Source organism: Chryseobacterium taichungense (assembly GCF_900109935.1).
Lineage (GTDB): Bacteria > Bacteroidota > Bacteroidia > Flavobacteriales > Weeksellaceae > Chryseobacterium > Chryseobacterium taichungense.
In genome coordinates, this window is record NZ_FOBV01000004.1 from 206458 (window position 1) to 229034 (window position 22577).

The following is a 22577-nucleotide window of genomic DNA, read 5'->3' on the forward strand; positions in this document are numbered from 1 at the left end:
TGGGTGAGCGGTTCTTTTATTTTAAAGCGTGCTTTAATTATTTTTTAGCAGCGTCTTCTTTCTTAGCTTCAGCTTTAACTTCTTCTTTAGCTACTTTAGCATCAGCTTTAACTGAATCTTTAGCAGCATCAGCGTTAGCTTTTACTGTATCTACAGTAGCGTTAGCTGTAGAATCGATAGCAGCAGTAGCTGAATCAGCTGTAGCGTTTACTGAATCAACAGATCCTTCAGTAGTGTTAGCTTCAGTTTTTTTACAAGCAACTAGAGAGATTGCAGCGATAGCAGCTACGAATAATGACTTTTTCATAATAAATTAAATTTAATTTTGTTAATATTGTTTTATAAAATCTTTTCTCTGTTCGGTTATTTGAACAAGACAAAGGTATAGCAGATAGAAAATTTGTTTATGAAAAATAATTGTAATACCTTTGTAAAACAGTTTTACAAATAAATACAACTGATAATCAATAATTTAATTATTTTAAAATAAATTGACGGATTTAGATCTATTACATTTTGAGCAGCTGAAAAAGGATGTACAGGCTCAATATTTGAAAGAATACACCCCTTCCTATGATGAAATTTCAAAATGGAAGGGAATTGATATCATCTATTTTCAGGAAGATCTTCGTAAAAAGGCTAAAGGAAACATTAGCGAAAAATCTTTTTACACCTATTTTAAAAACTCACCTGTTACAAAACTTCCCCGTATTGATATGCTCAATTTATTGAGTATTTATGCGGGTTACGATTCCTGGTACGAATTTAAAAAACAACATCTTTTTGCAGATGAATTGCTGCAGAATGATGAAGAGCTGAGCGAGGAAGAGCTTCAGGAAATTCAAAAGACAGTTTCTTCGGCTCCTATCCTTCCCGATAACGACATTTTACTTAAAAAACAGGAAATAAACACACAGGAAAATACAGATTTACAAAAATCAATTACTGAAAATCAATCAATTAATCAAAATAAAGAAAAATCAGTAACTACAAATCCGGGACAGGTAAAATCTAAAAAAAACTTCATCAAAAAAAATGTTTGGGTTATTGTAACTTCGGTTTTGGTTGTCCTCACTGGTCTTTTAGGTTTCAAAGATGCTCTTTTTTCAAAAACCTACAAATATTGTTTTACGGATGCAGATAGAGGAGTTGGTGTTGTGAATACATTAGAAATAAAAGTAATTAAGGAAAATGAATCTCCTATTCTTTATAAAATAAAACCTGGAGAATGTTTTTATTACTCTACGAAGGATAAAAACCTGAAAATGCAGATCAGCTCACCATTCTATGAGTATTTAGAAATCAACCGTAGTCTCGAAAACGCACCAGATGAGGAAATTATCGAGCTGAAACCGGATGATTACAAAATGGCAGCGTATTATTTCTCTATTAAAGATGCCAATGGTGATCCTGAAGAGCTTAAAAGAAAAAGAAACCAGCTTGAAAGCCTTATAAGCAGCAATGCTGTCATTTATCAGATATATGACAATAATATCTACGGCATAGAAAGACTAGATAAACAGAAATATATTACACTGGTAACAACCCCAACCACTTCACTGAAGAATTTAAGTGTAATAGAAATGAAAAAAGATAACAACGGAAAAATCATCTCCATCAAATTTAAAATTGCAACAGATGAAAAGAATAAATAACTTTTTAATTTTTACTTTATTGCTTCTCGCATTTGTTTCCTGCAACAATAAAAAAACGGAAATCAGTGATCTGGATAAACTCCGAAACAGCAATAATACCAAAACATATCCTGCCGTACAGATGGACAGTGCGCAAGCAATCAACTACATCACCAAACAAAAGGTACAGGAACTTCTTGATCTTTCAACGCTATACCTATCGGGAAACAAAAATACTGAAATAGATACCCTGATTTTTTCCCAGATGCAAAGCTATTTTCATAAGCCTGACAGTGCAACATTCAAAAATCTCTTTCGTGAACTCGACAGCCTGAAAGTAAAAAGCGTAAAGGTAAATAACCTCGAAGTCTACAAAGACATCCAAAATCAGGACACCTTGGATTTTGCAAAATTCAATGTGGAATATTTTGACAACAAGAATAAATCATTGGGAACATTCGAGAAAAATGCACAATACATTCTTGTTTCTACGCCTAATACGAAAAAAGAATTCAAATTTTTCTTTCTGAATTTTTATTCCAATCCTTTATTGAAGAAAGACAGTACATCTGTAGGAGTTACCAGATAATCCAACGGAATATCGTTCTCCCAAACATCATCGATATTTTCATCGGGGTTAAAGTAATTGACTCCGATTTTTTTTGATTCTTTAGAGATACTTTCAAAAAAACCGTCATAAAAGCCTTTGCCATATCCTACTCTGTTGCCATTTTTATCAGCATAAAGCAATGGTGTAATGATATAATCGAAATCTAAAACTCCGGAATTTTCATTCGAAACAGGCTCTGAAATATTCCACTGATTAAATTCAAATTTTGTATTATTAAAAATTTCTACCGAAATCAGCTTTGTATCCACTATTTTAGGAACAAAAACACTGATATTCCGGCTGAAAAAATAATCAATAAACAACTGCGTATCAATTTCTTTGAATTTAGCAATTGGGATAAATAGGTGAATTTTGTCTCCTGAAGCAGGTTTAAAATATTCAACAAAATTTTTGAAAATAGCTTCGGATAACAAGAAAGCCTCATCATCTGACAAGGCTTTTCTTTTTTGCATATATTTTTTTCTAAGCTCCGCTTTTAGCATGACTTATGCGTTTTCGGTGTCAAGAATTTTATATAATTTATCAGAAAGACGTACTCTGAAAGGCAACTCGAAAGTAATCTGCTCTCCTGGTTTTGCCACATCGCTAAAGCTACCATTCACAAAAATCTGTGACACTGTAACTTCCTGATCTCCTGTTGTCGGCCCGGAAATCAAAACTTTATCTCCCACAGAAAGCTCATTATTTTCAATTAAAAACTGAGCAATTTTAGATTTTGAGAAATAATGCTCTGCTTTTCCGACCAACGTCTTTTTAACTTTGATTTTCTGACGGATATCCTTTATTTCAGCTTTTGCTAAGGGCTTATCTGGCAAATCACCGGATTTTTTGAATTTTAAAGCTTCAGATTTTCCTTTTCTGAAAACTTTATTTCCAACCTGAAGGCCTTTTCTTAGCTCAACCTGTTCTTCCCATGGCAAATGGATAATGCCCTGACATTCCGTTGAACAACAGTTTTCCATTGCAGCTTTACATTCATCGCACTGGATAAATAAGAGATGACAGGCATCATTTGCACAATTGGTATGATTGTCACACGGTTTTCCACACTGGTGACACTGGGCAATAATATCGTCGGTAATTCTTTCTCCTAACCGGTGATCGAACACAAAGTTTTTACCAATAAATTTACTTGCTATTCCTTCCTCTTTAATCTGTCTGGTATATTCAATAATTCCACCTTCCAGCTGGAAAACATTTTTAAAACCCTGGTGTTTGAAGTAAGCACTTGCCTTTTCGCAACGAATTCCACCGGTACAGTACATAAGAAGGTTTTTATCTTCTTTGAAATCCTGCAATTGTTCATTAATAATAGGCAAACTTTCTCTGAAGTTTTCAACATCAGGAGTAATAGCGCCTTCAAAGTGCCCTACTTCACTTTCGTAGTGATTTCTAAAGTCTACAACAATTGTGTTAGGATCTTCAAGCAGGTCATTAAATTCTTTAGCTTTTAAATGAACACCTTTATTGGTAACGTCAAAAGTTTCATCGTTCAATCCATCGGCAACGATTTTGTTTCTGACTTTAATTGTTAGTTTTAAAAATGAATGATTATCCTGCTCTACCGCTACATTGAGGCGAATACCTTTCATAAAATCGTACACTTCCAGAGTGTCGCGAAATGCCTCAAATTGATCTGCAGGAACACTCATCTGTGCATTGATTCCTTCATGTGCTACATATATACGGCCAAGCGCATCAAGGGCGTTCCAGGCTATAAATAAATCGTCACGAAATTTTTTGGGATCTTCAATTTTGGCATACGCATAGAAAGATAATGTAAGGCGCTCTTTTCCGGCCTCATCTATAAGTCGAGCTCTTTCTTCTGCGCTTAAGGTGTTGTACAGTTGCATGCTATAAACGTTTTAAGTGAGAAAAATTTTTGCAAATATAATTATTTTTGATGTAATCAGAAATAAGATTATTAAATCCAAAACCGGAACCATAGTTTTTGTAGTCCTATGATTTTTAACTTTATGACAATATAAACATCAATATGTCATAATGTCATTAAGTTTTTTTTAATCTTAGTTAATTGAGATTTTAAAATTTATTGTATAATATATAAATTATTCCAATTGCTGTTAAATTTTAGTTAAAACTGAAACAATTAATACCAAGTGCATACCTATTTAGCATTAAATTTGTTTACAATAAAACGATAAGTTAATCAATAAATAAAAACAATAAAGAAAAGATATACAATGAAGAGTACTTTAAAAAAACTATTACCATTTGCCGTAGTAGGAGTTATTTCAGGAGCTACTACCGTTGGAACACTACAATATTTCAACCACGATTCCAACAGTCCGGACCAGTCCTATTTTACAAAATCGGCACCCAATGTCAGTTTTGCAGGGATGAATTCTGCTGCCGTCGGGGATGATTTTGTAAAAGCTGCTAAGACAACAGTTCCTGCCGTGGTTACTATTAAAAATTATCAGTCCAGATCTGGAAACCGCGCATCTGAACAGGATCTTTTTGACTTCTTTTTTGGAGATCCGTTTGGAGGAAGGGGCCAGCAAAGACAAAGACAGCAACAACAGGCTCCGGACAATATGCCTTCAGGAATGGGATCGGGTGTGATCATTTCTCCTGATGGTTATATTATTTCAAATAATCACGTGGTGGCTGGCGCCAATAAGCTGGAAGTTGTTTTAAGCAACAAAAAATCTTATATCGCCACATTGGTTGGCACAGATCCAAACACAGATATTTCACTGTTAAAAATTGAAGAAAAAGGTCTTCCTTATTTAAATTTTGCCAATTCTGACAACATTGAGGTAGGCCAATGGGTACTTGCTGTCGGAAATCCATTGGGACTTAATTCTACTGTTACAGCGGGTATTGTTTCAGCGAAAGGGAGAGGTATCGGAATTTTAAGCTCACAAGGGAAAGCGGCTAATCCTATTGAAAGCTTCATTCAAACCGATGCGGCGATCAATCCCGGAAACTCAGGAGGTGCACTTGTGAATACGAACGGAGATCTGATTGGTATTAATTCAGCGATTCAGTCTACAACAGGATATTATCAGGGATATGGATTTGCGGTTCCTTCAAATTTAGCACGTAAGATTATTGAGGATATCAAAAAATTCGGTATTGTACAAAGAGGATTCCTTGGGGTACAGTCTTTAGATTTATCCAATGATATGCAGGTAGCTGCTTATAACAGAGAGAAAAAAGCCAATATTAAAGCGGGCTCTGGAGTGTATGTAACTGGTTTTGGAGATAACAGTGGCGCTGAAGATGCAGGATTAAAATCTGGCGACATCATTACAAAAATTGACAATACAGTAGTCACTGATTTTGCAGATTTATCTGTTGCCATTGGCAGCAAACGTCCTGGAGATAAAGTGGCTGTAACTTATTTGAGAAATGGTAAAGAAAATACTGCAACCGTTACATTGAGAGACCAGAAAGGTGGAACCAGCACGAGAACAAAGGCTGACCTTAGTGTAACTGAAAAAATTGGGGCAGAATTTGAACCGCTTAGCGACAGAATTAAAACAAACTTTGGTCTAAGTAGTGGGGTTACCGCTAAAAATGTTTCAGAAGGTGGTGAGATTGCTAAGATTGGAATTGTAGACGAATACATTATAATGGAAATTAATGGTAAGCCTGTTAATTCACAAAAAGATGTTGAAAAGATTCTTGACAAATACTCAGGAAATGTATCGGTAAAATTCGTGGATGGATATGGCCAAATTTATACTAGAGGATTCAAAATGCCTTAAGATATCAACTTAACTTTCATATCAACAAAAAATCGCTGCAGTCTTGCAGCGATTTTTATTTTAATTTATGATTGATTTACCTTTTCGGAGATCCTTTTTTTCTTTTGGCGTTCATAAATAATTTCCACTATTTTACCTCCAATCCATGAGAAAGGAAAGAAAGTAAGGAAAATAGAGATCTTATAGAATGTCGGATGATAAGGAAAAACGATAACGTCCAACATAGCCAGGAACAGCATGATAAATCCGATAAGAATAGCATAAGCTACTTTTGCATATTTAACAATCATTGCCGTTGCTACACCACCTATCGTGGTTGCCAACCCAGAAATGAATAAAAGAAAGCCAAAGAACGCATCATCGTGCTGCATGCTTTGAAGAAATCTCTCCCAGTGCTCAAAAGGAGCAAAAGCATCAAAAGTAACCCATTGCGGAAACACCCTTATACCAAGAGTAATAATAAGCCCGGCGATCCCAAGACCTACAATAACCGCAATTGTATTCCTTATAAAATTCATTAATCCTGATGAGCAATCATAGAAATTTCGATATCCACATTTTTCGGCAGGCAGGAAACCTGTATAGTTTCACGAGCCGGGAAGCTTTCAGCATCAAGATAAGATGCATAAATATCATTCATTACCGCAAAATCATCCATATTTTTTAGGAAGATGGTAGCTTTTACAACATTTTTAAAAGTCATTCCTGCTTCTGTAAGGATAGCTTCCAGGTTTTTCATTACCTGATGCGTTTCCTTCTCAATACCTTCCATCAATTTACCTGTTGTAGGATCTACAGGAATCTGACCAGAGATATAAAGAATCCCGTTTGCCATATTGGCTTGTGAGTAAGGTCCGATAGCTGCAGGAGCATTTACAGTGTTGATTATTTTTTTCATTAGAATTTATTTTGGGTGCAAATATAAAATTTATATTCTATTTCTATAATCAAATATCAAATCTAATGCTAGAATGGTGCATTTGGTTGTGTAAAACTTCTGTCTTTATATTTTAAGGCATCACTTAAGATATTGGCTTTAATCCCAATAAAGAAATCATACACTTTGTACTGTCCAAAAGGTACCCAGTTGAAATTGATCGTAAAGCTTCGCTGATCTCTGGAGAAACCAATTCTGGTATACGCCAGTTGCTTTGTCACCATATCATAATGGGTGCTACCATTGATATTCCAGTACGGGGTAAGCTTTATACTACCATCAAGACCTACCGAAGCCAGCCTTGTTGGAGTTCTGGAAGCATAGCTTTTGGTGTAGGCATAATTGGCATTTACATTTAAAGTCCATGCCTGATCAAAGTGTGCATAATTATCATCGTCAAAATAATAATTTTCATTTCTCACTTCACCTTTCGCTTTGTATTTTTTGGCATAATCTGTTTTCTCTCCAAATATTTCACTGCTCAACGGATAAGAGAGCTGTAGATTGAATCCCTGCACACTGAATCCTCCAAGATCTTCCGTTCTGATCCCGGTATCCTGACCCGGCAGATAGACAATTTTATAGGGATCTAGTGACAAACTTGTATTGACGTTTAGTTTATTATTAAAGAACGAAGATTGTCCGTTAATGGTAATAATAGAAAACGGGTGATCTTTCGCGGCAAAGTTGTAGTTTCCGGATAGATTTAATGATTCAAAGATCTTCAGTTTTTTTACTCCTGTAGAATCTTTTTTAGACCTTACTTTCATCTCAATATTGTTTCCAATATTGAATCCTAATGCACCAACCATTCCGCTGCTCGGGCTTCCGATGATTCCTCCATCAAATATAGAATAGGGCGTTAAAGCTCCATTTGCGTCATAATAATTTTTATAATATCCAAACCCTGAACCACCAAAATCCGGAGAATAAGTAAATCCTATGCTCGGTGTCACCATATGTCTGATCGCTTCAATGGCCGAACCTTTTTTAAAATTTGCCTGCCCATATAAAGTGGTCTGAATACTTGCTGTTGTAGAAAATGTAGAATATCCCGATATCCCTTTATTGGTTTCAGTAACCGGTCTGTTTAATAAAGGATCATAATATTTTTTGATGGTTTTAGTTGTAAGAGCATTATCAATATTCGCTCCTAAACTGAAAGTAAAATATTTTGCAATCGTAGTATTGGTCCCTAGAGCAATATTATTTTTAAGTCCGGTTTGCATTTTATCCCACATGGCTGCAGTGAAAAGCTCTCCCTCATTAGTCTGTACGAAATTGGTAAGATTAAGACCCGTATTTACTGTAATGTTTTCCAATAATCCTGTTCTCGTTCCCGTTTTTGATCCAAAAAGATAAAACTGATTAATAGCTACGTTCATCTGTGGCAAACGAAGATCTGATAATCCGGTAGCAAAATTCTGGGAATAAGAAGCCGTTGCTGTAATGGTTGACGGTAGCTTCAAAAACCTTTTGGTAATGGTAACCGTTGAATTTTGCTGGGTATTTAATACATTTTGATTTAAAATATAATTGTTGTTCAGCGTATTGTTATAGAATTTCGTACTCACGATATCCACAGACGCTGAAAAATTCAGAAAAGGATTTGCTTTCGTATCCTGTGTATGTCTCCATGCAATTCTGTAAGTACTTGTTTTGCCATAGTCATCAAGACCTTTAATCCCTCGTACTGCCGTTCCAATATCTGCAGAAAAATTACCCGAATAACGGTATTTTTTCACATAGTTCATTTCCGGGCGTAAGTTCCAGCTTCCTTTCGTATAAATATCTGAAAGAATTTTAAGGTCAAAATGCTCTCCAATCGGCTGATAATACCCCAGTCCATTCAGGAAAAACCCAACGTCCTGTCTTTCCCCAAAACTCGGTATAAGAATACCTGCTGATCTTTTATCCGAAAAAGGTAAAATTGCAAAAGGCATGATAAGCGGTGTAGGAACCTGCTCGATATACATCTGAATAGGTCCTGAGATAATGGAGGATTTATTTTTGGTCTTCACCAATTTAATATTTGAAGCCCGTAAATGGTAATCTGCCGCGGTATCTTTCTTTTTAATGAAATAATCATCGGTGGTATAATTCGCCCGTCTCATCGCAAAAACGGAATCATTATACTTCTTTGTTTTTTCAGCAACAATTACCCCTTCACTTTCTTCCGTTCTGGCGTTAAAAGCGATGGCTTTTTTGGTTTTTGTATTGTATTGAAACTCATCGGTTTCATACTTTTTGCCGGCCTGTGTAATTACAGCAGGTTCTATATATTTTCCTGAAGAATCCTGTTTCCCACGGGCATACATGAGACTCTTAGACTCATTAATAGAGATATAGTCTGCATCGATCTGCACATCCTGGTATTTTACCTGGGCATTCTTGTTGAGATAGATCATTTTTTTCTGAAAATCCCGACGGTTATAGTCTGCTTTGGTCTGAAGAACACTTTCGAGAGGTTCTTTTTTCAGAACGATCGTATCTTGCTTGGGAATAGTATCATTAGCCGTATTTTCAGTCAATTTTCCAGGAGTTTCCTGTGCTAAAAAATTGTTAAAAATTAGGATAATTAAAATTTGTAATATATTTTTGGAGACGGTTTTGGCCAATTTATTTGTTATATTTATGATATATAATTAAGGCTCAAAATTAATATAATTTTTAAAACTGTAGGATGCACAAAGTAAATTTTAAAATAATTTTATCATTTCTCCTTATTCTTTCGATCAACTTTATTTTTTCGCAAAAGAAATTCACCATTGTTCTCGACGCAGGACATGGGGGAAATGACCACGGAGCCAACAGAACCTATACAGACATAGGCAGAATTGCAGAAAAAGACATTACCCTCGCTATTACCCTAAAGGTAGGGGCGATGCTTGAAAAGAACAAAGACTTTAAAGTAATATATACAAGAAAAATAGATGAATACCCTTCTCTTTCTGACAGAACCAACCTGGCTAACAGAAGTAAGGCAGATCTTTTTATTTCCATACACTGTAACTCTTCTAAAAAGCCAACAGCCTACGGAACAGAAACTTTTGTACAGGGGCCCGATCAGAACGACACCAACCTGGAAGTTGCCAAGAGAGAGAATGATGTGATCTTTCTAGATGAAAAGGATAAGCAGACCTTTGGTTCTTACGATCCGAGTTCTCCGGAATCGCTTATTGCCCTGAAGCTTCAGCAAAGTAAATATCTTGAATCAAGTTTGCTTTTGGGAGGGTTGGTCGAAGAAAATTTCGTCAACAAAGATAAAAGAACATCCAGAGGCGTATGGCAGAAAAACCTGCACGTACTTCGTATGAATGCCATGCCTTCCGTACTTATAGAAACAGGATTTATCAATCACCCGGAAGAAAGTCATTACCTGGCTTCAGATAAAGGTCAGGAGGAAATTGCAGAAAGTATATATAAGGCGGTTATTGATTATAAAAAAGCGGTTGACCGTAAATCAGGATACACCGTTTCTACAAAAAAACCAGAACCTGAAAAACCTGTAGAAGTTGCCCTGAAAAATGATTTCAGAATTTTATTATTAAGTTCTCCAACAAAATACAACGATGGGGATCCGGCTCTTAAAGGATTGAACTATATTTTACCTATTAAAGAAAACGGACAATATAAATACTATTATGGTGTAACCAACCTGGCTTCTGTAAAAGATATCAATATCAAAACAGCAAAAGACGCAGGATTCCGAAATGCTTATGCGGTTGGATTTATGCCAAATCAGAGACTGAATACCGGCTATTACACGATTGAAGTCTACACGGGAGACAAACTGAACGGTAACTCATTCATTCTTCAAACCCTGAAAGACGTTGACCGAAACAAGGAAAACGGTGTTTTCTATTATACGTACGGAAAAGTCTTCACACTGGAAGATGCAGTAAAACTTCAGAAAGATCTTGAAGCTAAAGGAATTAAGAATACGGTCATTCAAAAAGTGTCTAAATAACACGATAAAATTTTGAAGTTAAAAAGTTAATAGTTACTTTTGCAACCTCAAAATTTGGCCTATTCGTCTAGTGGTCAGGACTCAAGATTTTCATTCTTGCAACAGGGGTTCGATTCCCCTATAGGCTACTCAATTACTATTTAAAGCAAATCCCTTTTAACCATCGTTGAAAGGGATTTTTATTTAAAGTGGTCATATTATATATATGGATATATATGATTATAGAAATATAATTATATGAATAAAATTCATTCTGACAGAGAATAGCTTACAGAAAAATTGATTCAAAAATTAAGCAGATATTTTGTTAAAAAGAAAAAAATATTATCTTTGCACCGCTTTAACGGGGAATGATTATTCCTGATAAGGCCACAAATTATCATGCCGGATTTAAAAATACAAGAGGCAAAATTGCTTTTTAAAAAAATCCACTCTAACCCAAAAAGTTACGATTTAAAGATCAATGAAGGCGGGATTACAGGCAGTGATGAAAAAATAAGTTTCAGACTTTACAGGACAGGAGAAAGAGTCGATTTTGCAGTAACGATTGACGGACTTACCTTCACCAATACCACTGGAGAATGGAACAACGCGATGGCTATGCTTACGGCAACCATCAAAAAATTAGAAAGAGAAGAAGAGAATATTAAAATAGAACAAGCAATCGATAAACTACGCAAATATTTATCAGAAGAAAATTGAAAAAATTTTAAAGATAAATTTGGTAGATAAAAAAAAAGTTTATACTTTTGCACTCACATTTGAACGATATGGCAAATCATAAATCAGCATTAAAAAGAATTAGACAAAACGAAGTAAGAAGACTTCGCAACAGATACTACCACAAGACTGCTAGAACAGCAATGAAAGTGTTAAGAAATGAAGAGGATAAAGCTGCTGCTGCAGAACAATTGCCAAAAGTTATCTCTTTGTTGGATAAATTAGCTAAGAAAAATATTATCCACAAAAACAAAGCTGCTAACTTAAAAAGCAAATTAACTAAGCACGTTAATAAACTAGCTTAATAAGTATAGTTGGCCCGTTCGTCTATCGGTTAGGACCTCAGATTTTCATTCTGGTAAGAGGGGTTCGATTCCCCTACGGGCTACAAAATAATCATGATCTAACCTGATGATTATTAATAAGAGTTGCAACTTATAAAAACAAAAAACTAGCACACTGGAAACAGTGGAAGATAGCTGGCCCGTTCGTCTATCGGTTAGGACCTCAGATTTTCATTCTGGTAAGAGGGGTTCGATTCCCCTACGGGCTACTAATTCTAAGATAACAATATCTAAACCTTGCAAAATTAATTTGTAAGGTTTTTGTTTTTTTAATAGTTTTAGAACATTTAAAAGTCACATAAAAAAATCTTTATCTTTAAGTCTTGAAAATTAATAAGGCAAAGATTTCATGGCCGGCAAATCAAAATATATTCCTGTAAATACTTTAGCAAAGGAATTTGACAAAGGCATTGCTGTTGGAAAATATCCCATTACTGATCTACGACTACCAAGAGAAGCCGAAAATTCGCATCGACATGATTATCATTTTTTTATTTTGCAGGAAAAAGGAACATCCCATTTTGAAATTGATTTTGAGAAGCATCAAATAAAAGAGCCATCGGTTATTTATATTGCGCCCAATCAGGTCCACAGAATTTTAAAAGCAGAAAATATAAAGTTTTATTTATTAGCGATCAACAATGAAAACCTACACTCTGAATATCTGAAATTATTGCAGGAAATCTCACCCACAAAACCGCTGCCGGTGAGCTCAAAACATCTTTCTATTATCAGCCAGGCATTCTTGCTGTGCATTAATCTGTTTGAAGAAAAGGAAAGCAAATTATATCTGTCCTCGCTAAAAGACAGTTGCAATACTTTAATTTCATTATTCGTATCACAATATTTGGATAAATCAAAACAAGTGGATACTATTTCCCGATTTTACCTTATCACCAAAGCATTCAAATTAGCATTAGAAAAGAATTTTACCCGAGATAAACGGCCTGCCGACTATGCTCAAAAATTAAACATTTCCGTTCCCTATCTTAATGAATGTGTGAAAAATACGACAGGATTTCCTGTTACCTATCATATACAGCAGCGCGTTATTCTGGAAGCCAAACGATTGCTTTACCATTCAGATAAATCGGTCAAGGAGATTGCTGCCGAATTAGGTTATGAAGATTACGCTTATTTTTCTCGTCTGTTTAATAAATCAACCGGAATGACTGCATTAACTTTCAGAAACAAAAACCACGATTAGTCCTATATTTACCACTTTCATTCTATTTTTTATCTTCACTGTTAGCTGTTCCTTTGTGTTATGATTTTAATGCAATAAAGATGATTTCAAAACTACCAAAATGGGCTGCTGATTTGACGGAAAAAACGTCTTCGATAATGACTGATATGAAAATATTGGAAACAGTTTATATAAGTCCCAACGTAAAAAAAATACGTTTCCAGGGCGACATATCACGAATGAACTTCCAAATCGGGCATGCCAATGTTATTCGTGTAAGCGATACGGAGTTTAGAAATTATACCACTTCCTATCATCATGTCGATAAAGGGGTTTTAGATATTATTTTTCACATTCACGGAAATGGTGTCGGAAGCCAATACATTGACTCGCTGAAACCGCTAGACGAACTACGAATCAGCATTCCGAGAGGAAAAAAAATGTACAACGAAAACATACAGCAGCAATTTATTTTTGGTGATGAAACATCTTTGGGACTTGCCTGCTCAATGTTACCAATACTGAAAAAGAATAAACATCAATATCAGTTTTATTTTGAATTGGACGATGAGAATCAGAATATCCCTGAATTATTAGGCTTGGAAAATTATACCGTGTTCTCTAAAAAAAATACGTTCAGAGATGAAGAATGGATAAATGAGCTGCCAATTTTTAACTCTGATGAATGGAACACAGCAAATTTTATATTGACAGGAAACGTAAAATCAGTTCAGACATTCAGAAAAGTCTTGAAGGATAACTCACGAAATAATATTTCTTCACAAGGTTATTGGCTTGAGGAAAAAAAAGGATTATAGCATATAATAAACGGAGTATCAATCATCATTTATTATTTTAAATCAGAACACATTTTAATATATATATATATCTTCAGCAATTATACATCTGCCATTTCTATATTAATAAAACTGATACTATTTTAAATAAAAAAGGCCTTCACCAAGGCAAAGGTGAAGGCTAACACAAATTGGATATACTAAAAAGATATTTAGTTCTTGATTAATTTCTGTTGATAAACCGCTTTTTCAGTTGTTGCTCTCACAATATAAATCCCTTTAGAAAGTGTACTTAGATTAACCTGCCCGTTTTTGTATGATACTTCAATCTTTCTACCTGTCATATCAAATAAAGACACATCAATAATCTTTTCCGAAGTACGGATATTCACAAGATCTGTCGCCGGATTTGGATATATACTGAGCGATATCTTTTTGGTTTCAGCCGTTCCCAATACCTGCGTAGAACCTGTTACCGACAAGGTTTTTTCCACAATTTTACCGTTTGAATTAAAACTTAAAACAATTTCAGCAGTTCCGGCTCCCTGTCTGCTTAATACAAGCTCTTCGTCGGCATTAATAACCGCAGAAACAGCTTCGGGATTTGTGTTGGATTTTACAGTTTTTACAATGGCTGCGGACAGATTATCCGTATCTGAAATAACAGTTTTAAGATCAATCGTTGTTGTACCGCTTATTGTCATCTGCGTTGGTAATGTTGTGCTGATTACCGGTGAAGTATTATCAGGAAATACCGCCATTGCAGGGAACCAATAATAATCATTCAGCTGTTTAGTATTGGTCAAATTTCCGTTATTGTCAAATGTATGAATCCAGTTGTTCTGATAATGTGTTCCGTATCCGCTTTCCGTTGTATTTAGAATCAACTCATCTGTAACAGGATTCACCCTAAGTGCAGCACCGTAAGGAATCTGTTTATACGTTCCTGTCTGGCCGGGAAGCGTAGCAAAGTTTTCATTAAATGTTTTATTGGTGACATCAAACTTCACGATCTGTGTTCCGGAAACGAAACTGTTAATGGAATTGATCCAGTATAATGTATTATTCTGAACACTTGCGGTAAAGCTTCCTGCATTCCAGGCTCCCCAAGATCCGATGTATTTGGTGGTAGGAATATTATAATTGGTTGTAGCAAAAGTAGACTCATTGACATTGACTACTTTCTGATCCTGAACAGTCCATACACTTCCGTCCTTAGCCTGTACAATTGAATGATAAGAACCAGGAATGGTTGTAACTACCGCATCCGTATCAGGGTTAATAACTAAAATTCCAACGGCCTGTTTCACTGCATAAACATATCGGGAAGTTCTGATCATATTTCCGATTTGCCCTCCGCCTGTCGTGGGAATAAGATTCCCAACCTGTAAATTGTCGATATTAAAAGTATAAATTCCATTGGATGTTCCGATGTATCCTTTATGCTCATTAACGCCAACAAAAGATCTTCCGTCTGCACTTCCAATCGTATTGAAACCTGCAATTTTTTGCATAGTCTGCGCATTGGCAATGACCAATCTCCCTCCAGGAGTATACTGTGTATCTCCGCCATCAGCAGCCTGTTTTGAGATAAAATAAAATTTATCGCCATAGATGGTTCCATACTGTGTAGTTGCGCCGAAAGCCTGGTTATTGTTCACAGTGCTATATACTCTGTAGTTTACAGTTCCGTCATTTTTAATGAAATTCACTGAACCGTTGGTATGGCCAAACCAATCTTCATTTACCATGAAGAAACCGTCTGTATAGGTAGATTGGGCATTCGCAGCAGATGCCGATAAAAAAAGCGCTGTAAAAAGATAAAACTTTTTCATTTTTTAATTATAAATATTATTTTGATTGTTAATTCATGTGGAGATCATAAGCTCCTCCCACTTCTGTAGAAACTTCGCCAACCCAGCCGGCTTCCTGATTCACACCGGTATATACTTTTATAAAATCGATTCCGGGAAGCTTGACATATTTTCCGTTTCGGTCAACGGCCCACGAAATATCAATATTGGATGCTTCATCATTATTCGGTGCATTGTCTGCATAGCCAAAATCATAAGACTTTCCGGCCCAGTAATCTCCCGTTCCACTCTGATCAAAGTAATTATTCATCAGCTTTGTTCCGATAAAACTGTAAGAAGCATCTCCGATCCACAGTGGATAATAACTCTGTGAATGAAAGGCATTCTTTGTTTTATAACCGAGATTCCCGAGGTTATCCTGCCATTTGACATATTCTGTATCTGCCTGCCAAAATTCGTTTCCGGGAACGGGCGGCTTATTCTCGTCGGGTTTAAAATAGGTAATGCTGTAATTTTTTACCGTTGTATTTTTAAAATATTCACTCCCGGCAATTTCGTACCATTCATCATCATCTGGTTTTCCGTTTTTATTACGATCGTAGGCAACCATAATAATTCCCGGTTCGCAAGAACCTGAGCGTGGCTGGGTCGCGTCATTTCCGAAAAAAGCATTACCAAGAATTTTAAAATCCTTTCCATCCATATTCGGTATCGTATGATCAAAACCAAAGACCACATATCCTCCAAAACCTCCCAAGGTGATCAAAGAAGGACTGCTTCCTACCAAAGATTCCTTAGCTTTCTGAAGGATCTGGCTAAAGGTATCACCAGCTGCATATTCAGGCATTTCGTTGGTAAACTGCCCCACTGCGGGACGATAATCAAATACATTGGAAATATGCTTGCTAAACGGAACTGCTTCCTGCTTGACAATTATTTTTGAATGATACGTCCTGGTATTTCCGGCAACGTCTATCGTGAGTGTTAAAGGATACGTTTTTACTACCGGACTGATAAAATCAAGATAGTTTTCTTGTGAAATAATAGAATCGTTGATGCTCCATTTGAAATTTCCTCCTACTTTCGGATCAATATTCAGAACCCTGAAGCGGTCTATCGTGTAAGATTCTTCCAGTCCGGTAAAACTGAAATCCTCTTCCCTTTCGCTTTTACAGCCAAGAGCACTGATAAGGACAGTAGATACAAGCGATAGTTTAATAATGTTAAAAGTAAATTTTTTCATTTTTAATATTTATTTATACAAAAAGGTAAAGTGGGCAGGAATATTTCCGCCTTCCGTTTTCCATTTGAAATGTCCGTTTTTGTCGAAGCAATACACAAATCCTGTTGAGACATAATTTCTTGCATCAGTGAGGTAGATATCTTCCGTAATCGGATTTACGGTGATTCCGTATGGTGTTTTAATAGCATCGGCGTATTGCTGGTCGATCATTATATTCGAAATTACCTCTTCCGTTTTTACATCGATAATGCCAAAGGTTTTTGTATAAGAATGGGTATTGTAATTAAATTCATTTCCGAAGTAATACAGCTTGTCGTTCACGATCGTCATATCGCTCACCGAAATATGAAAGTTCTTCTTTACCGTTCCTGTAGCCGCATCAAGCAAGAATAAACTTGAAGGCACTGTATAATAATCACCTCTCGACGTGACATAAAGATCCCCGTAATTATCTTTTCTGATTCTGTGAAGATTGATGGCTACTTCGATTTTTTTTATTTCTGAAAAAGAAGTAAGATCAACAACAGATACAGTATTGTCATAATTTGGAAATTTATATCCTCCAGAATTAGCTACAAAAAGCTGATTGTCGACAATTTCTATTTCTTCAGGCTGATAACCGACTACCGCGCTCCTCTGAATCACTAATGAAGCCGTATCGATTTCTACCACTTTGCCCAAAGGAGCATTCGGATCTATCGAGACGGGGCCGGCGTAGCTTGTTGCATAAGCATTTCCGTTTTTAAAGGTTATGTACCGGCAGTTTTCAAGATTAATGGTTTTAATTCTTTTTGCCGTTTTTGCATCCAACACTTCAATTTTATTGGAAACATTGATTACTGCATACATTTTACTGCCATAAATCTGGATGTCATTTCCCACATCCCCAAGCTCTTTTACCACATTCGGATTGATTTCTGCGTAGATATTCCGATGATAGGTTCCCGTTGTATAGTCGAAGAAATCCAGTGTGGCTTTATTGCTGCCCATATTTCCTTCATTCAGAAGGTAAAATCCTTTAATGGCGGTATATTCCGGCAAAGCCAACCCCGTTTCCGTTTCCTCACGTGGAATATATTCGTCCGTTCTGCAGGAATACAGTGAAAATAAGACACAGATAAGTAGATAAAAGGTTATTTTTTTCATAATGTGAAGCTTACAATGAGTTTAAAGGTCCTTCCAGGCATCGGATAATTCAATACCACATCGTAATACTGGTTTAGTATATTATTGACTTCAAAACTTGCTTTGAACTCATGCTTTTTCCAGTAAATTTTTCTCTGAACAGACAGATCATGGGTATACCAAGGCTGGATATAATTATACTGAATGTTATTCTGCTGACCGTCATAACGCTCTCCGACATAAATAAAACTGTAATTGAAACTCCAGTTTTTATAATCAGACATGAGCGCAAAAGATCCGCTGTGCCACGGGGTGTAGGGAATCTGGTGCCCGAAATAAGACTCTTCCCGATCAGAGAAATCTCTTGCCCTCTGAAATGTATAGCTCAATAAGGGCCGGATTTTTAAATCACCAAAATTAAGGTCGGCCTGAAGATTGATATCCGTTCCGAGAATCTCAACTTCTCCTAGATTCAGCATCATCCATCGGAACATACTTCCGTTCGGAGCAGCAATAATTTTATTTTCAACTTTATTAAAATAGCCATCTGCTTTTGCAAAAATTCTCTGCAAAACTCCACTACCAAAGCTTTTGGAATAGCTGAATCCTAAATTATACTGATTAGTAAATTCAGGTTGCAGGGAACTGTTCCCAATCATCGTGTAATAAAGATCATTGAATGTAGGCATCCGGAAAATCCTTTTATAAAAGGCTCTTACGGTAAAATCTTTTCCTGTGAAAGGCTGATAGCTCAAAAAAGCAGCCGGAGTCCATACCGTTCTGTCGGGTGATTTCGTGTTCTTTTCTACTTTTTCAGCAATGAAAGTTCCCAGAACACTTCCCAGAAATTTCAGATTTTTCCACTGATACGTCGTGGCAAAAGCAGCCAGCGTTGTATATCGTATAGGATAAGAAAAATTGACAAGATCGGCATCAAGACGATTATACTGAAAATCAACACTTGCACTGAGGTCCCAATCCGGGGTTACAGAATACAAGTTGGAATTAGACAGGTACACTTCCCGTTGGATGTATTGGTTCTGGATCTTTATTGAAGAGGCGGTATCAATATAGTGCGTGTAATCATAGGCGAACTTAGCTTTCAGCTGCGTTTCAAGTTTTGGAAATATTTTCTTCCTGAAACTTCCCTGAACAAAAAGGTTTTCATCGGTCTGCCTTTCTCCCCTTCCGTCAAATCGGTTGTTGACAATCGCTGCCGGTATGCCCCTGTCGGAAAGATAGCCGTAGCCACGGATATTCCAGCTTCCATTATTCAGGTTACCGTTTAATGAAGTTTCGAAACGTTTTGCCCGAATATCTGAATCATGCCGTCTGGCAATCGTATCATTGGCAATTTCGCCGTCCGGATATTTCTTTTTATAGCGGAATTTATAAACACCGTCACTCTGAATAAATTCTGAACTGAAACTCGCCGAGATATTCTGTGATATTTTCTGCTCCAGCCTGAATGAAGGATTAAACAAATCAATAGAACTGTTCTTGAATCTCACGACCAAATTTGTTTTTCTCTGATCTTTAAAAACAGGAATCTTTGGCTGCAGATAAATGGATCCCGAAGATCCGAAGTCTTTTGCGGGCTGGAAGATCTCACTTTTCTGGCCATTGTAAAGCGATATTTCATCCAGATCATCCAGAGAATATCTTCCCAGGTCTACCACACCATTCTGAGCATTCCCGATCTGAATTCCATCGTAGAATACGCCCACATGCTGACTTCCCATGCTCCGGATATTAATGGTTTTCAGTCCGCCAATCCCGCCATAATCTTTAATCTGTATTCCGGAAAAATACCTCAGCGCATCCGCTACGGAATGGCTGTTGAGCCTTTCCAGTGTTTCTCCTGATAAAACCTGTGCCGGAAGGATTTCTTTAAAATTTTTCTTTTTGAAATGAACAGGAACAATCGACTGTTCTTTTATGGTATCCCGTATGGACTGTGAAAACACAAGCTGTGCTGTAAACACAAATATTGTGAAAACAACTTTCTGAAGTCGCGATGTTAAAAATATTGTCACCATTAGCTCAACATAGGATAATGATGACGCTAACGGATATAAGAATACAGCGATAAAGCACAGCTGCACACTGCACAGAATCATTGATGTCCTAAGCTTTATTCCACGAAAGCGTCAAACGATAAATCCTCCGGCAGGTCTTCTGACTTACTCCGTTTCCGAAATCCTTCCCATTAAAAAACAGTGGATATACTTTCCGGAAACTTTTGGTTTGGAGCTTACAGCAGCGGGTCTGTTCCGGATTTTCACCGGATTCCCTTTTAAGCGCTTTTTATGGCTCACCAGATTGCGGCAAAGATAGAAAATAAATCATAGAATCAAAATCGAATTTTAATCCTGTGAATATGAATTAAGTACTTTAAAAAGATATTGTCCGAAAGCTGTTTTCTCCCCCGGACAATACCTGAAACCTATGATTAAAATTGAGCTAAATCCCAAAGTTCACAAAAACACTGAATCTTGACCGCGCCTCAATATCGCCTCCCGCCAGATTAGAATATGCCGGAAGCATGACTTCACTTCCCAGGCTTATTTTCCGGTAAGATACTTCGAATCCTAACTTCCCATACAGAGCACTTCCGGAAGTATTGGGCAAAATTTCACCAAACTGCTGATTGGCATCATAAACTTCTCCCTGCAAACCCGCCTTACCGGATACAATAAATGTATCATTCCCGATAATCCTGTAAAATCCTGTCGCAGAATAATTCCACTGATTCCCGAAACGGTAATGCTTTTTGTTTTCGGTTTTTATGGTATAATCCGTATTCAGTAAAACGGCAATTTTATCTTTCTGGAATTTGTAATTTAAGGCCAGCTGATAATCCCAGCTTCCAGTTCCCAGCTGAAAGCTCGGGTTAACTCCCGACACTCCTTTTTCATCGAACTTACCCAACGGAATTTTCACCCCAAATCCACCATTCAATTGATGAATATTCTCTTTTGAGTTGATCAACCGGTAAATTCCCATCAGGTTTACATCGCCAACACCCTGCATTTTTATATCTCCCTGTAATGTTTTCTTTTCATGGAAATGGAACGGAACACTGGCATAAACACTGATCTTCTCAGTTAACGGAATTTTACCCCACAGCTGAATGGTATTGAAACACTGATCTTGCGTGAGATCATTAACAAACAGATTTTCTTTTGCCTTATAATGCTGGGCAAAATATTTAATCCCGATAAATTGCGGATTCAGTAAAGATTCAAAGCCGGAAGAACCGTTCCCTGCAGCACAACCACAGGCATCACAGTCGTCATATAGAATAGCTTTGGTGAAACTGTAGGGAATGTAAAGACTGTCATTGATCGTTTTGGCCTGATTTATATAAAAACACATCAGACTTACTAATAAAAATATCCTTTTCATCATGATTTACTCGGCAAATTTTGGGTTGGTAATGAAACTTTGATCGCTTAAGGTTCTCAGAAATGCAATAATATATTGTTTCTCCTGGTTGTTCATGGGAATTCCGATATGTCCGTTTTGCTTTAAAAGCGGATCGAGATTCGGCTGTTCTTCTACATTCTCATAATAAAAATTCAATACGGCATCCAAGGTGTAAAACCGTCCGTCATGCATATAAGGCGCAGTATATTCTACATTTCTGAGACTCGGCACACGGAATTTCATATTGTCATTCCAATCCAACGTAACTCTGTATCTTCCTCTGTCGTCAAATTGCGGATTATAGTACATTCCTGTATTGCGGTAACTTTCATCGGTAAACATCTCTCCCGAATGACAGGATGCACATTTATTCTGAAATAAACTCATTCCCTGATTTTCTTCATTGGTAAAAACGGCCGTTCCTTTTTTCATACGGTCGTATTTGGAATCTGCTGAAACCAGTGTAGCCATAAACTGGGAAATCGCCTTTAAAACTCTGTCTCCTGTAATATTTTCATCTCCGAATGCCGCTTTAAACATTTTTTTATAATTGCTGTCAGCGTTAAGTTTTCCAACCGCTTCGGGGAGTGAACTATCCATTTCAAAATCGGTCGTGATGGGAACCAGCGATCTTTCATCGAGGTTGTGGCTTACTCCGTCCCAGGTATAATTTTTCAGGAAAGCCATGTTCTGTATCGGCGGTGCATTTCGGATTCCAAGTCTGTCGTCAATTCCGTGACTTACATTATGCCCATGATGGGTAAATGCATATTCCTGAATATGACAAAAACCGCATGAAATCGTATTGTTTCGTGATAATTTACCTTCATAGAACAGTTTTTTACCCAAAGCAACTCCATTGATGGTAATGGGATTACCGGTGACATCAAATGTCATCTCAGGAAAACCGGCAGGCTTCTCAAGCGGGTACGCCTCATTTTTTTCCAAAGGCTCCATCACCTCATCGGAACACGCGGTAGACGTCAGCAGACTTAGCATAAATATACCGA

20 protein-coding genes, 3 tRNA genes and 1 riboswitch are annotated in these 22577 nt (G+C 36.7%); of the genes, 11 read left to right on the forward strand and 12 right to left on the reverse strand.

All coding sequences use genetic code 11. From position 1 onward, the window contains the following. Nucleotides 1-37: 37 nt before the first annotated feature. Nucleotides 38-307 (reverse strand): hypothetical protein, encoded by a 270-nt coding sequence (locus tag BMW64_RS10305; RefSeq protein ID WP_089999885.1) that lies wholly within the window; start codon nucleotides 305-307, stop codon nucleotides 38-40. 184 nt (nucleotides 308-491) lie between these two features. On the opposite strand from BMW64_RS10305, the gene BMW64_RS10310 reads away from it, so the two are divergent. Further along, a complete protein-coding gene (locus tag BMW64_RS10310; protein WP_089999886.1) occupies nucleotides 492-1655 on the forward strand; it encodes a hypothetical protein in 1164 nt (387 codons plus the stop codon). Further along, on the forward strand, nucleotides 1639-2223 hold the full coding sequence (locus BMW64_RS10315) for a hypothetical protein (protein ID WP_089999887.1): 585 nt from the start codon (nucleotides 1639-1641) through the stop codon (nucleotides 2221-2223). The genes BMW64_RS10310 and BMW64_RS10315 overlap by 17 nt, the downstream gene beginning before the upstream one ends. On the opposite strand, the gene BMW64_RS10320 is transcribed toward BMW64_RS10315, so the two are convergent. Continuing rightward, nucleotides 2169-2717 carry a 5-formyltetrahydrofolate cyclo-ligase gene (locus BMW64_RS10320; protein WP_394332260.1) on the reverse strand — a complete coding sequence of 183 codons (549 nt, stop codon included), beginning with the start codon at nucleotides 2715-2717 and terminating at the stop codon, nucleotides 2169-2171. The two genes, BMW64_RS10315 and BMW64_RS10320, sit on opposite strands and share 55 nt — an antisense overlap. 33 nt (nucleotides 2718-2750) lie before the next feature. Continuing rightward, entirely contained in the window at nucleotides 2751-4118 is a 1368-nt protein-coding gene (gene trhO, locus BMW64_RS10325) for an oxygen-dependent tRNA uridine(34) hydroxylase TrhO (RefSeq protein WP_089999889.1), read from the reverse strand. A gap of 351 nt (nucleotides 4119-4469) precedes the next feature. On the opposite strand from trhO, the gene BMW64_RS10330 reads away from it, so the two are divergent. Next, nucleotides 4470-6002, forward strand: coding sequence for a trypsin-like peptidase domain-containing protein (locus BMW64_RS10330; RefSeq protein WP_089999890.1), 1533 nt, complete (start codon nucleotides 4470-4472; stop codon nucleotides 6000-6002). A gap of 65 nt (nucleotides 6003-6067) precedes the next feature. Here the strand turns inward: BMW64_RS10330 and BMW64_RS10335 are convergent, their stop codons facing one another. From BMW64_RS10335 to BMW64_RS10345, 3 genes are all read right to left on the reverse strand, one after another. Next, complete coding sequence (locus tag BMW64_RS10335) at nucleotides 6068-6520, reverse strand: hypothetical protein (RefSeq protein WP_089999891.1); 453 nt, start codon at nucleotides 6518-6520, stop codon at nucleotides 6068-6070. Further along, on the reverse strand, nucleotides 6520-6900 hold the full coding sequence (locus tag BMW64_RS10340) for a RidA family protein (protein ID WP_089999892.1): 381 nt from the start codon (nucleotides 6898-6900) through the stop codon (nucleotides 6520-6522). The genes BMW64_RS10335 and BMW64_RS10340 overlap by 1 nt, the downstream gene beginning before the upstream one ends. A gap of 68 nt (nucleotides 6901-6968) precedes the next feature. Beyond that, on the reverse strand, nucleotides 6969-9557 hold the full coding sequence (locus tag BMW64_RS10345; RefSeq protein ID WP_089999893.1) for a putative LPS assembly protein LptD: 2589 nt from the start codon (nucleotides 9555-9557) through the stop codon (nucleotides 6969-6971). A gap of 65 nt (nucleotides 9558-9622) precedes the next feature. Here BMW64_RS10345 and BMW64_RS10350 point away from each other — a divergent pair, with 65 nt between their 5' ends. From BMW64_RS10350 to BMW64_RS10385, 8 genes are all read left to right on the forward strand, one after another. Further along, complete coding sequence (locus tag BMW64_RS10350; RefSeq protein ID WP_089999894.1) at nucleotides 9623-10909, forward strand: N-acetylmuramoyl-L-alanine amidase family protein; 1287 nt, start codon at nucleotides 9623-9625, stop codon at nucleotides 10907-10909. Nucleotides 10910-10965: 56 nt separating this feature from the next. Continuing rightward, nucleotides 10966-11037: transfer RNA gene (locus tag BMW64_RS10355), tRNA-Glu, on the forward strand. 253 nt (nucleotides 11038-11290) lie between these two features. Continuing rightward, nucleotides 11291-11611 (forward strand): hypothetical protein, encoded by a 321-nt coding sequence (locus BMW64_RS10360; RefSeq protein WP_089856295.1) that lies wholly within the window; start codon nucleotides 11291-11293, stop codon nucleotides 11609-11611. A gap of 68 nt (nucleotides 11612-11679) precedes the next feature. Next, nucleotides 11680-11934 (forward strand): 30S ribosomal protein S20, encoded by a 255-nt coding sequence (gene rpsT / locus BMW64_RS10365; RefSeq protein WP_042721082.1) that lies wholly within the window; start codon nucleotides 11680-11682, stop codon nucleotides 11932-11934. Nucleotides 11935-11945: 11 nt separating this feature from the next. Further along, nucleotides 11946-12017, forward strand: a tRNA-Glu gene (locus BMW64_RS10370). Nucleotides 12018-12110: 93 nt separating this feature from the next. Beyond that, a tRNA-Glu gene (locus tag BMW64_RS10375) sits at nucleotides 12111-12182 on the forward strand. Nucleotides 12183-12322: 140 nt separating this feature from the next. After that, complete coding sequence (locus BMW64_RS10380) at nucleotides 12323-13180, forward strand: AraC family transcriptional regulator (RefSeq protein WP_089999895.1); 858 nt, start codon at nucleotides 12323-12325, stop codon at nucleotides 13178-13180. Nucleotides 13181-13260: 80 nt separating this feature from the next. Next, nucleotides 13261-13977 (forward strand): FAD-binding oxidoreductase, encoded by a 717-nt coding sequence (locus BMW64_RS10385; protein WP_089999896.1) that lies wholly within the window; start codon nucleotides 13261-13263, stop codon nucleotides 13975-13977. Nucleotides 13978-14168: 191 nt separating this feature from the next. Here the strand turns inward: BMW64_RS10385 and BMW64_RS10390 are convergent, their stop codons facing one another. The 6 genes from BMW64_RS10390 to BMW64_RS10415 all read right to left on the reverse strand — a co-directional run bounded on the left by BMW64_RS10390 (nucleotide 14169) and on the right by BMW64_RS10415 (nucleotide 22566). Beyond that, nucleotides 14169-15791, reverse strand: coding sequence for a DUF5074 domain-containing protein (locus BMW64_RS10390; protein ID WP_089999897.1), 1623 nt, complete (start codon nucleotides 15789-15791; stop codon nucleotides 14169-14171). A gap of 28 nt (nucleotides 15792-15819) precedes the next feature. Continuing rightward, nucleotides 15820-17013, reverse strand: coding sequence for a cell surface protein (locus tag BMW64_RS10395; RefSeq protein WP_089999898.1), 1194 nt, complete (start codon nucleotides 17011-17013; stop codon nucleotides 15820-15822). A 9-nt stretch (nucleotides 17014-17022) separates the two neighbouring features. Continuing rightward, complete coding sequence (locus BMW64_RS10400) at nucleotides 17023-18159, reverse strand: YncE family protein (RefSeq protein WP_089999899.1); 1137 nt, start codon at nucleotides 18157-18159, stop codon at nucleotides 17023-17025. Then, nucleotides 18156-20177: a TonB-dependent receptor gene (locus BMW64_RS10405; protein WP_089999900.1), complete on the reverse strand. Its 2022-nt coding sequence runs from the start codon at nucleotides 20175-20177 to the stop codon at nucleotides 18156-18158. Before BMW64_RS10405 ends, BMW64_RS10400 begins: the two co-directional genes overlap by 4 nt. Nucleotides 20178-20289: 112 nt before the next feature. Beyond that, nucleotides 20290-20475, reverse strand: a riboswitch (cobalamin riboswitch). 126 nt (nucleotides 20476-20601) lie between these two features. After that, nucleotides 20602-21549 carry a transporter gene (locus BMW64_RS10410; protein ID WP_228400909.1) on the reverse strand — a complete coding sequence of 316 codons (948 nt, stop codon included), beginning with the start codon at nucleotides 21547-21549 and terminating at the stop codon, nucleotides 20602-20604. A 3-nt stretch (nucleotides 21550-21552) separates the two neighbouring features. Further along, a complete protein-coding gene (locus BMW64_RS10415) occupies nucleotides 21553-22566 on the reverse strand; it encodes a cytochrome-c peroxidase (RefSeq protein ID WP_228400910.1) in 1014 nt (337 codons plus the stop codon). Nucleotides 22567-22577 lie beyond the last annotated feature (11 nt).